Source organism: Methanoculleus sp. SDB, from assembly GCA_001412355.1.
Classification (GTDB): domain Archaea; phylum Halobacteriota; class Methanomicrobia; order Methanomicrobiales; family Methanomicrobiaceae; genus LKUD01.
In genome coordinates, this window is record LKUD01000071.1 from 1 (window position 1) to 11,824 (window position 11,824).

11 protein-coding genes and 1 tRNA gene are annotated in these 11,824 nt (G+C 53.7%); 8 read left to right on the forward strand and 4 right to left on the reverse strand.

All coding sequences use genetic code 11. The annotated features are described in order from the left end of the window. The 3 genes from APR53_00595 to APR53_00605 form a co-directional block, all read right to left on the reverse strand. Window positions 1–741, reverse strand: a 741-nt coding sequence (locus APR53_00595; protein ID KQC03825.1) for a septum site-determining protein MinD, incomplete at its 3' end; no start/stop codon positions are given. A 96-nt stretch (window positions 742–837) separates the two neighbouring features. Continuing rightward, window positions 838–1,395 carry a hypothetical protein gene (locus tag APR53_00600; GenBank protein ID KQC03826.1) on the reverse strand — a complete coding sequence of 186 codons (558 nt, stop codon included), beginning with the start codon at window positions 1,393–1,395 and terminating at the stop codon, window positions 838–840. 6 nt (window positions 1,396–1,401) lie between these two features. After that, window positions 1,402–2,304, reverse strand: coding sequence for a hypothetical protein (locus APR53_00605; GenBank protein ID KQC03827.1), 903 nt, complete (start codon window positions 2,302–2,304; stop codon window positions 1,402–1,404). Between the two features lie 288 nt (window positions 2,305–2,592). Between APR53_00605 and APR53_00610 the strand changes: the two genes are divergently transcribed. Beyond that, entirely contained in the window at window positions 2,593–2,967 is a 375-nt protein-coding gene (locus APR53_00610) for a hypothetical protein (protein KQC03830.1), read from the forward strand. Then, window positions 2,967–3,590: a two-component system response regulator gene (locus tag APR53_00615; GenBank protein KQC03828.1), complete on the forward strand. Its 624-nt coding sequence runs from the start codon at window positions 2,967–2,969 to the stop codon at window positions 3,588–3,590. The genes APR53_00610 and APR53_00615 overlap by 1 nt, the downstream gene beginning before the upstream one ends. Before the next feature lie 59 nt (window positions 3,591–3,649). Here APR53_00615 and APR53_00620 read toward each other — a convergent pair whose 3' ends face one another. Then, the gene (locus APR53_00620; GenBank protein KQC03831.1) at window positions 3,650–4,045 is read right to left on the reverse strand and encodes a hypothetical protein; all 396 of its coding nucleotides are present in this window, start codon (window positions 4,043–4,045) and stop codon (window positions 3,650–3,652) included. 223 nt (window positions 4,046–4,268) lie between these two features. On the opposite strand from APR53_00620, the gene APR53_00625 reads away from it, so the two are divergent. The 6 genes from APR53_00625 to APR53_00650 form a co-directional block, all read left to right on the forward strand. Then, window positions 4,269–4,342, forward strand: a tRNA-Lys gene (locus tag APR53_00625). A gap of 84 nt (window positions 4,343–4,426) precedes the next feature. Continuing rightward, window positions 4,427–4,678 (forward strand): DNA-directed RNA polymerase subunit H, encoded by a 252-nt coding sequence (locus APR53_00630; protein ID KQC03832.1) that lies wholly within the window; start codon window positions 4,427–4,429, stop codon window positions 4,676–4,678. Between the two features lie 35 nt (window positions 4,679–4,713). Next, window positions 4,714–6,273, forward strand: a complete 1,560-nt coding sequence (locus tag APR53_00635; protein KQC03833.1) for a DNA-directed RNA polymerase subunit B'' — start codon at window positions 4,714–4,716, stop codon at window positions 6,271–6,273. Beyond that, complete coding sequence (locus APR53_00640) at window positions 6,273–8,096, forward strand: DNA-directed RNA polymerase subunit B' (GenBank protein KQC03834.1); 1,824 nt, start codon at window positions 6,273–6,275, stop codon at window positions 8,094–8,096. Before APR53_00635 ends, APR53_00640 begins: the two co-directional genes overlap by 1 nt. 14 nt (window positions 8,097–8,110) lie before the next feature. Continuing rightward, window positions 8,111–10,753, forward strand: coding sequence for a DNA-directed RNA polymerase subunit A' (locus tag APR53_00645; GenBank protein ID KQC03835.1), 2,643 nt, complete (start codon window positions 8,111–8,113; stop codon window positions 10,751–10,753). Next, window positions 10,753–11,824, forward strand: a 1,072-nt coding sequence (locus APR53_00650) for a DNA-directed RNA polymerase subunit A'' (GenBank protein KQC03829.1), incomplete at its 3' end; no start/stop codon positions are given. The genes APR53_00645 and APR53_00650, both read left to right, overlap by 1 nt.

Here is an 11,824-nt window from a genome sequence, read left to right on the forward strand (position 1 = left end):
AGCTGATGTATCTGCAGAACCACTGTCGGCATATTGTTCTCCCGCAAGATTCGCAGCAATGCGTTTGAATCCTTTTGATGCTTCAGAGTCGGGAAATTTCACCACAATTGGAGTTTTATGTGCAGAGGAGCGGCGTACATTTGCGTCCTCGGGAATCACCCCGATGACTTTCACCCCGAGCACCTTCTCCATCTTCTCCCTGCTCACCTCGCTGTTCTCCATCGTCGCACGGTTGAGGATCGCACCCGATACATGGCCGCCCACGAGTTCGGTAAGTATCTTTGTCTTCAGCGCATCGACAATGGATGAGAGTTCGGGATTGACGACAAGAATAACTTCATCCGCAATTGCAAGGGGAATAACACCGTCGCGACTGATCCCCGCCGGAGCATCGATCAGCAGAAATTCACACCTGCCGACGAGTTCGCGCATTACATCGCGGAGACGGTCGGGATTGGCGTTCTGAAAACCTTTCAGCGATATTCCACTCGGCACAACCTTCACACCGTACGGCCCTTCATAAATTGCTTCTGAAACCTGGGCTTTCCCGGCAAGCACTTCGTGAAGAGTGACAGGAACATTTTCAAGCCCAAGCACAAGCCCGAGATTGGCCATCCCGACATCGGCATCCAGGATATAGGTTTCTTTTCCGTAATATGCCAGCATTGTGCCCAGATTGACGGTCGTTGTCGTCTTCCCCGTACCACCTTTGCCTGATGCGATCGTATAAGCCCTGACCATAAAATCCTCTCTGTTGTGAACTAATGAATCTGTTTTACCTGTAAATATATAAAAGTTTCTTTAATGGATAACAATAGCGATAATCACTATTGTTGGTCAGAGCCACTGTGCCATAACAGCACGAAGGTCCTTTTCGAGAGGGATAAGCCACGTATCAGGTAGAGGACCGTTTCCCCGGATGATACCAATGACGGATTCACCGTGGCATTCCAGGCCAAGGAGCCGGATATTTTCATCGTCCGGGGCGATCCCGCGGTTATACTGGTCACTGAAACGGGCGGCATCCTCTTCAGGGGATTCGAGCGAAGAAGCGATGGAGAGACCGTCCTTCGTGGCAAGCGTGATCGAAAAAAAGCCATATTTTTCGCACACCCGGAGGAGACTCTCATGGATGCCAGTGCTTCCCGCGTGAATGTCCGTATCATGCGGGAGGCGCGATCCGGCGGGCCGGGGCCCAGCTTCCTGCACAAGCCCGGGTCCGGGTTCGGAAGTGCCCGCACCCCCATCAGGAATCCCGGGGACGGAAATGGTTCCGGGATAGCGACGTCCCGTTTCCAGCAACCGGTAGAACCTGAAGAGGAACCACCCGAGCACAATCTGTACAATAAACAGGATAAAGACGATGATCAGCAGAAATAATTCAAAATCGGTCATAAAATATCACTCTTTTTCAGTGCTGTCAGCTTCTTTCTCTTCCTCTGCCCCCTCATCTTCGGTCATCTCCCGCTCTTCCTTTTCAAGAAGATAATCGAGCTGGAGGCGATTGAGAATATCCTTGAAACTGTCCTTGAACTGCTCGGACATCGCACTGAGGTCCATGCTCTCGATGGCACGAATCTGCTCATCGAAATCCTCGTTCAGTCCTTCATCGCCGGACTCGGGTTCCCCGGACTTCAGGGGCCGCTCCGCGACCTTCTGCGGTTTGACGGCAACGAGCGACGGGCTCGTCGCCACACTGACACGGTATTCACGATTGAATTCAAGGACGAGCTGCATCTGCGCCGGTGTGAGAGTGTAGAGTTCGGCATTCACCGTGCCGTCCACGAGGGGCTGCAGCGCCTGCAGTGCATCGCTTCCGCGGGTTGGCGGGAAATCGGCAATCATGCAGATTCCCTCCTCAAAAACGATTGTTCCTTTTCGATCCGGAAACGCGAGGTTACAGCATCCTGAGAACCGCATCTCACGGAGATCGTCGATGAGCCGGGAAAAACTCACGCCTTTTTTCAGGGAATGAAACGTTCCCCGGGGCATCTGAAGCGGAGCGACAGTGGCGGCAGGACGCGCCTTCTGTAGTGGAGACGAACCACGCGGCACACCCGTTCCGGCCGGCTGCCGCGCAACGGCGCTTTGCCCGGAGATATCGGGAGCCGGAACGGCAGCATCCTCGACCCTGAACTTTTTATTGAATTCGATGCTGAGATCAATCTGTGCCCGGGTCAGGCTGTAGAGTTCGGCATTGACTTCCTCGCCCCCCTCGCTTTTCAGGTAATCAAACCCTTCGGTGCCGCATCGCGGCGGGACATCCGCAAGGATACAGATACCACGGTCGAAGACCAGGGACACGGGCGTATCATGCAGTTGAATACTGCAATGTCCGCTAAACCCGGCACTTCGCATTTCACTAAGGAGAGAAGAGAGATTCATGCCTTTTTTAAGGGAATGGAACGTCCCCCGGGGCAACTGCATGGTACATACAATGTGCTGTCCGGGAATTAAAAAGGTTTTTCCCGGAAAAATCCTCCAGAGACAGAGGGATAGGAAGGAAGCACATCAGGGATAAAACAGTACAAATTTATATCTTACATGGAAAATTAACATATCCAGTGCCGAAACACTGAGGTATTAATGCTGATGACGGAAAAACACCCCCTTAGAGAAAAAATACAGGGTTTTATCGATGAAATAATGGCGCTTGAAGGTGTTGAAGCCTGTGCTCTTGTCTCACGTGACGGGCTCGTCATGGGAAAATGTTTTGAACAGCACATTCCCGCATCCACCTTTGCAGCCATGAGTGCTACGATGCTTGCATCCTCGGAAGCGTCGGCCAGCATCGTCCACATCAAACCACCCCATGTTGTTCTCGCGGAGGCGGACAACGCCACTATTCTCGTAATGGGTGCAGGATCGGGGGCACTTATCACTAGCCTTTTAAATGTATCAGCAGATATTACTTCAGTGAAAGGACAGCTGACAGAATTAGCACGTAGGATCGGAGAGGAAGTGTGATGTATACCATTCTGGTTGTTGACGATAGTCCCATGATTGTGGATGTTTTCGTTGCAATGCTCGAGCGGGGAGGATACCGCCCTATTGCTGCGTATAGTGGAGACGAGTGCCTTGAAGTGCTCAAGGACGTTCGCCCCGATCTCATCCTTCTCGATATCATGATGGAGCCCATGGACGGTTGGGAGACGCTTGAGCACATCAAATCGAACCCCGAAACGAAAGACATCCCCGTAATGATGCTTACCGCGAAGCAGCTCACGCCCGATGAGGCGCAGGAATACGGCATCTATATCGAGGACTATATCATGAAGCCGACCACCCACCGTCAGCTGTATGAAGCGATCGAGTACGTCCTCAAACGGCAGGAAAATATCAACCGCCAGGTAGAGTCCGCAAAAGGAGCCGGGGCGGATCAGGCCCTTATCGATGAATTCGAGCGGCTGAGCAAGAGCGTGGATGTTTCAAAACGCCTGCTGAAAATCCTTGAAGCCACATACAATATCCACGACGATAAGGTCAAGGTGGGGGAAAATATCACCCATGCGATAAAGAGCATGGCACTGTCGATCAAGTTCCAGGAAGAAAGGCTCGAACAGCTTCGAAACGGATTTAACACCAATTAATTATTCTTTTGAGGTGGTTGACGGGATGGTGGCCCGGCGGCGTGGCCGGGTGCCGCTGCTCAATTCACCTCCTCCTTTCCGATATAGACAACCGCAATAGTAAGAATGACTATTGCTGCAAGTGTCAGGATAATCTCCGTGACATCCGTGGTGTCGATCCCATATATCAGCACTTTACGGATCATCGCCGTTATTCCGGCAATCAAAATGGGCCGCACCTGCAGGCGGCTGGTCCGAAAATAAGCCGTGACCGTTTCAAGTATCTCGATAATGATGATCGTCACGAGAAGCGAGTGCAGCACCTGAAGAATTCCGGCCGATACCGGTGCAGCAGTTATTGCATCCAGCAACTGGATAAAAACGTCATAAAATGACAAAAACGCAAGTATTGTTAAAACAATTGCAACGATAAGATAAATAATCACCGTTACTGAAGAAATGGCATGAATGAGCATTTTAAGGTGCGGTTCATCCGTTTTCACAATTTGTGCCCTCCTCCGGAATCTAACGTATCCTAAAATGGCTTCACAGGTATTTAAAGTGTTGATTGTCGAGGAGAATGAGCGCGGCGCGTTCACGCATCAGTGTGCCCGGAGAGCAGCGAGGGATATTTTTAAATAACAAATACATTTAAATGCTCAGGATGCATTGTAATAATGCTACCTAAGGTATGAAAGGGGGCCTGTAGCTCAGTTAGGCAGAGCGCTTGGCTTTTAACCAGGTGGTCGGGGGTTCAAATCCCTCCGGGCCCGTGCCAGACAGCAACGTTGTGGCGAAGTTTAGTTTTTAAGCGGTGATGCATCTGAAAAGGAACTTTTTCTTTAACGGGGATGGGGATGAGCACCACATTTAATGTTTTAGACCATGTGATGGTTCCGGACCATCAAATTATGAGCGAGGAGGAAGTAGCAGTGCTGCTCTCCACCTACACGATTACCCAAGACCAACTGCCAAAAATTTATCATGACGATCCTGCGGTGAAATCAATCGGAGCAAAAATTGGTGATGTTGTTAAAATTACACGAAAAAGCCAGACAGCAGGAAAAGCCGAATCATATCGCCTGGTTGTCAAACGACCGAAAAAATAACACCCGGGGTGATCAATCTGTTAGATCGGAAAACCATATCGAGATCTTATTTTTCACGTGAGCACGTAGCCCGCCATCAGCTGGATTCCTTCAATAACTTTCTGCAGTTCAATCTTCAGAAGGTTGTCGATGAACAGAAAGTGATTGAAACCGATATTGCAAGCCGCGGAAAGGGAAACCAGCCCGTATGGGTTGAACTCGGAAAGATTGAAGTTAAAAAACCCGTTGTCAGGGAGGCGGACGGATCGCAGTCGGATCTGTTCCCCAGCGAGGCGCGCCTCAGGAACCTGACCTATGCAGCCCCCATACAGCTGGACATGGTACTCTGCAAGGGTTACGATGAAAACGGAAAACCCATCCGCGACGAGCCGGTTGTCACTACGATCGGGCAGCTTCCCGTTATGGTGGGTTCAATGGCATGCAATCTGTACGGCCTTTCCGACGACGAGCGGACCCACCGTGGAGAGGACCCGCTGGATCCCGGCGGTTACTTCATCATCAACGGTTCGGAGCGCGTTCTCATGACGCTCGAGGACCTCGCGTCGAACAAGATAATGACGGAGTATACCGAGCGGTACAATGAGCGGATCTACGTCGCGAAGGTATTCTCGCAATTCCGCGGATATCGCGCACTCGTCATCGTTGAGCGCAACCGGAAAAACCTCCTGGAAGTGTCGTTTCCATCGGTCGCCGGCCATCTCAAGTTTGTGGACCTCATGCGGGCTCTCGGCCTCATGGGAGATCATGATATCGTCAATGCAGTCTCGACCGATGAGGATGTCCTCACCTATATGATGCAGAATCTTGAGGAAAGCGATTGCGAGGATGTCGATGAAGGCGTCATGTATGTCGGGAAGAAACTGGCACCGAACCAGACGCGCGATTACCAGAGGAAACGTGCCGAATTCGTCCTTGACAACTATCTTCTTCCCCACCTCAACTACCTGATGCCTCACGGAATAAAGGATGACGACCCCGGATACCGCGATGCGGTGGAAAGTGTCCGGCTCGCAAAGGCGCATTTTCTGGGAAGGATGGGAGAGGCCTGCTTTGACCTCGTCCTCCAGAAACGCCGGATCGACGATAAGGACCACTACTCCAACAAAAGGCTGAAACTTGCCGGAGACCTGATGGAGGATCTTTTCCGTATTTCACTTAACCGGCTTACACGGGACGTAAAATATCAGCTTGAACGCGCAAGCATGCGGCATCGCGATCTCTCCATCAGTACCGCGGTTCGCGCCGATGTGCTGACCGAACGGCTGTTGCATCCGCTTGCAACCGGCAACTGGGTCGGTGGAAGAACGGGTGTCTCCCAGCTTCTCGATCGCGTGGATCACATGGCGGTCCTGTCCCACCTGCGGCGTGTCATCTCGCCGTTGTCACGATCCCAGCCCCATTTCGAGGCGCGTGACCTGCACCCGACCCAGTGGGGACGGATATGCCCGAGTGAAACGCCCGAAGGTCCGAACTGTGGCCTTGTCAAGAATTTTGCCCAGATGGTTGAGATAAGCGCGGGAGTGGAGAATGAGGCGGAAATAATCCGGATTCTCCATAATCTCGGGGTAGAGGAGCTCAGGAGGGAGATGGCATGATGCCGAAAGGAAAGAAATCACGTGTGTTCGTGAACGGCGCACTTATCGGGCTGGTTGATGATCCGCGTTCCCTCGTCACGAATATCAGGCGGTTGCGCCGGAAAGGAGAGATCTCCCCCATGGTCAACGCTTCATTCAAGGATTATAACGGTGATGTCATTATCCATACCGATCGGGGCAGGGCACGCCGTCCCCTCATTGTGCTCGACAACGGTAAAATTCTTATAAGCGAGGACGATACGAAACGGCTGTCCGAGGGTGAAATTGATTTTTCCGACATTGTAAGACGTGGATTAATCGAGTTCATCGACGCCGAGGAGGAGGAAGACCTCTTCATCGCGATGAAAGAAGAAGATATCACTCCCGAGCACACGCACCTCGAAATTGATGCGTCTCTCATTCTCGGCATCGGGGCTGCCCATGTACCGTTCCCGGAGCATAATGCCAGTCCGCGTGTAACGATGGGAGCGGGCATGGTCAAGCAGGCACTCGGCTTTGCCAGTGCCAACATGAAACTCCGCCCCGATACGCGGGGGCACCTGCTCCATTATGTCCAGAAACCCCTCACCCACACGCAGACGTCGTCGGTAATCGGATCGGATGACAGGGCGGCCGGGCAGAACCTGGTTGTCGCCATCCTCTCCTTTGAGGGTTTCAACATTGAAGATGCCCTGATCTTCAACAAGGGTTCAATCGATCGGGGGGTCGGCAGATCCCATTTCTTCAGGACATACGATGGTGAAGAGCGCCGGTATCCCGGGGGCCAGATCGACAGGATCCAGGTACCCGATGAGGAAGTTTCGGGGGCCCATGGTGCGGAATATTACCAGAACCTGGATTCGGACGGGATCATCAATCCCGAGACCATGGTGCACGAAAAAGACGTGCTCATCGGAAAGACATCGCCGCCCCGGTTTCTTGAGGAGCCAAGCGGTGAATTGATTACCGTCGAAAAACGCCGCGACACATCCGTAACGATGCGAAGCAACGAGCGCGGGATTGTCGACACGGTGATCATCACCGAGGGCGAGAACAGTTCCCGGCTCGTTAAGGTGCGGACGCGGGATCTCCGCATTCCCGAAGTGGGGGATAAGTTCGCCTCCCGCCACGGCCAGAAAGGAGTCGTCGGGCTGATTGTCCCTCAGGAAGATATGCCCTTTACCGAATCCGGCATCGCCCCCGATCTCGTCATCAACCCGCACGCCATTCCGAGCCGGATGACAATCGGACATATGCTCGAGATGCTGGGCGGGAAGGTCGGCTCGATGGAAGGGCACCGGATCAACGCAACGGCATTTTCCGGAGAGCGGGAATCCGATCTGCGCGATTCGTTAAAAGCACTCGGCTTCGCCCACAACGGGCGCGAGATCATGTACGACGGCATCACCGGCAGGCAGTTTGCAGCAGACATCTACGTGGGCGTGATTTACTACCAGAAACTCTATCACATGGTTTCCTCGAAGATGCATGCCCGTTCCCGCGGACCGGTGCAGGTGCTCACGCGCCAGCCGACCGAGGGGCGTGCCCGCGAGGGCGGTCTCCGGTTTGGTGAGATGGAGCGTGACGTCATGATCGGCCATGGCGCGGCGATGGCATTGAAAGAACGGCTGCTTGACGAATCAGACAAAGTCGAGCAGTTCGTCTGTGCAAAGTGCGGCATGATTGCCATGCTGGACAGGAAGCGAAATGTAACGCGTTGTCTGGCCTGCGGTGGTGAAACAGACATTTATCCTGTTGAGATGAGTTACGCATTCAAACTCCTGCTCGACGAGATGAAGAGCATGGGGATAGCCCCGCGGATGCACCTGGAGGACCAGGTATAAGGGGAGTGAAAACCATGACAAGCCCAAAACGTGTTGGTAAAATTGAATTTGGCCTTCTTTCCCCGAAAGAAATCCGGAAGATGAGTATCCGGAAAATTATCTGGGCCGACACCTATGACGATGACGGCTTTCCCTATCCGCAGGGCCTGATGGACCTCGGGCTCGGGGTCATTGATCCCGGCCTGCGGTGCAAAACCTGCGACCAGAAGGCAAGCGACTGCCCCGGCCACTTCGGGCATATTGAACTTGCAAAACCCGTCATCCATGTAGGATATACCCGTCTGATTCGAAAACTCCTCCGTGTTACATGCAGAAACTGCAGCCGGCTGCTCCTGAGCCCCTCGGAAGTGGAGAAGCTCCTTGGCCCCGATGACCTGCGCACCGAAAATGTCTCGGAAAAGGACATCAAAAAGGAACGGGTCTGCCCCCACTGCGATGAACAGCAGCTGAAGATAAACTTCGAGAAGCCCACGACATTCTCGGAGATTATGACAGATGAGAATGGCCGCAAGATCGACCATAAACTGACTCCTGCAGACATCAGGGCACGGCTTGAAAAGATACCCGATGACGACCTGCAGCTTCTCGGCATCAATCCCGAGGTTGCACGGCCGGAATGGACCATCCTCACCGTCCTGCCGGTTCCGCCGGTCACGATGAGGCCCTCGATTATCCTCGAAAACGGCCAGCGGTCGGAGGATGATCTGACGCATAAACTCGTTGATATTATCCGTATCAACCAGCGTTTTAAGGAGAACCAGGACGCGGGCGCCCCCCAGCTGATCATAGAGGATCTCTGGGAGCTCCTGCAGTATCATGTCACGACATATCTCGATAACGAGGTTGCGGGATGCCCGCCCGCCCGCCACAGGAGCGGGAGGCCCTTAAAGACGCTCTCACAGCGCCTGAAGGGAAAAGACGGACGGTTCCGTGGATCTCTCTCGGGAAAACGTGTCAATTTCTCGTCGCGTACGGTCATTTCTCCCGACCCGGATCTCTCGATTGGCGAAGTCGGAGTACCTCTTGCCATCGCAAACGAGATGAGCGTGCCCGTCAGGGTCACCCCCTTCAACATCGAGGAGATCCGCTGCATGATACTCAAAGGGCCCGACCGGAAATCGCTCGGCGAACCCTGCGGTGCGAATTATGCCATCCGTCCGGACAACCGGCGTGTTCGCCTCTCCGATCAGAACACCGAAACGGTTGCAGAGATGATCGAACCCGGATGGACCGTCGATCGGCAGCTCAGGAACGGCGACATCGTGCTGTTCAACCGGCAGCCCTCGCTGCACCGGATGAGCATCATGTCCCACCGTATCGTTCTCATGGATGGAAAGACCTTCCGCCTCAACCCTGCAGTCTGTCCGCCGTATAACGCAGACTTTGACGGGGATGAAATGAACCTCCATGTCCCCCAGACAGAAGAGGCACGGGCCGAAGCGTACATTCTGGCGAGCGTTCAGGAAAATATCCTCTCCCCGCGGTTCGGCGGGCCGATCATCGGCGGAATTCACGACCATATATCGGGGATATTCCTCCTCACGCATGAACTGCGCTGGTTTACAAAGCCTGAGATGATATCGCTCCTCCGTTTCACCCACCTCACCCATCTGCCCCCCGCGGATCGCATCGATGATAACGGGACGCAGTACTGGTCGAACAAACAGGTCTTCTCGATGATCCTTCCCGACGGACTGAATATGATCTTCCGCGCGAGTTCATGTTTCAATTGTGATACCTGCCTGAAGGAGGAGTGCGAGCGTGACGCCTACGTCAGGATCATCGACGGAAAACTCCTCTGCGGAACGATTGACAAAAAGGGAATCGGTGCATTCGACGGGACCATCCTGCAACGCATCATCCGGCAGTACGGCCTTGCCCGCGGACTGCAGTTTATCGACGACGTGACAAAACTCTCGATCCGTGCCATTATGCTCGACGGGTTCTCCTTCGGGATTGATGACGAGGATCTCACGAGGACCGAATACGGCCAGATTGAGGAAGTGCTGGAATCCGCATCGCAGGATGTCGACCGCCGCATAAAAATATACCAGGACGGTCAGCTCGAGCCGATGCCGGGGCGGACGCTTGAGGAGACACTGGAGATGCAGATCATGCAGGTGCTCGGAAAAGCACGTGACCGGACAGGTGAGATCGCGGGCCGCCACCTTGGTCTTTCAAACAGTGCCGTCGTTATGGCGGTATCGGGGGCGCGTGGTTCGATGCTCAACCTGACGCAGATGGCCGGGTGTCTCGGCCAGCAGTCCGTCCGTGGTGAGAGAATCGTGCGCGGATACGACGAACGTACTCTCCCCCACTTCAAGAAAGGTGATCGCGGTGCTGAAGCACACGGATTTATCAAGAACAGCTATAAGAGCGGGCTGAATCCCACCGAGTTCTTTTTCCATGCGATCGGAGGGCGTGAAGGTCTCGTCGATACGGCTGTTCGTACGTCCCAGAGCGGGTACCTGCAACGGCGGATGATCAATGCGCTGCAGGATCTGAAGGTGGCATATGACGGCACCGTCCGGACGACCGGCGGCCGCATTATCCAGTTCAAATACGGCGAGGATAACACGGATCCATCCCGGAGCTGCTTCGGAGATCCGGTTGACGTGAAAGGAATCGTGGAAAACATCCTCAAGGAGGAAGTCTGATGGAAGAGTGGATGGAGAAACGGATTTTTGAGGCCGAACTTCCGGAAAAAACAAAAACCGACCTCGCCAATTACCTCTCTGGAAAAAAAATCACCGAAGAGCAGTTCAATAAGATTTTCACGCAGGTAGGGGTGGAGTACGAATATACCCGGATCGAGCCCGCCGAGGCGGTGGGTGTCATCGCCGCCCAGTCAATTGGAGAGCCGGGGACGCAGATGACGATGCGGACGTTTCACTATGCGGGTGTTGCAGAAATCAACGTCACCCTCGGGCTCCCCCGTCTCATTGAGATCATGGATGCGAGGAAAACGCCTTCCACCCCCACCATGACCATTTACCTGACGTCAGAGTACGCGACCAGCCGGGACCGTGCGCGGGAAGTGAGCTGGCAGATTGAAGCTGCGCCCCTCCACGAGTTCGGCGACATTATCACCGACATGGTTGAGATGCAGGTTGTTGTGCAGCTCAACCGGGAAGTGTGCGATCGGCGTAAAATCACCGTCCAGGATGTCATGGAGAAGGCTCCCAAAAAAATCCGCGACCGTCACCATTACCGCGATTTTGAAGCAGAAGAAGAAGAAAAAACAGCCACCCTTACCTTCTACCCGAAGAACAGGGAAAGCTACCAGAATCTCTTTCAGCTCGCGGAGTTCGTGAGGAACGTCATCGTGCAGGGCATCGATGATATCGAACGTGTTGTTGTGCGAAAAGAGGAGGGAGAGTATATACTTTATACTGAAGGCTCCAACCTAAAAGACGTATTTGAGGTGGAGGGTGTCAATACAAACCGGACCCGCACCAACAACATTGCCGAGATATCAGAAGTGCTTGGCATCGAAGCAGGCAGAAATGCGATCATTGACGAAGCACTCAGCACCCTCAGGGAACAGGGTATCTCCGTGGACGTGCGGCACATCATGCTCGTCGCCGACATGATGTGCATGGAGGGCGAAGTCAAGCAGATCGGCCGTCACGGTATTGCCGGTGAGAAGGAAAGTGTGCTTTCCCGTGCGGCATTCGAAGTGACGGTAAATCACCTGCTGGATGCGGCGGTTGCCAATGAAGTGGATA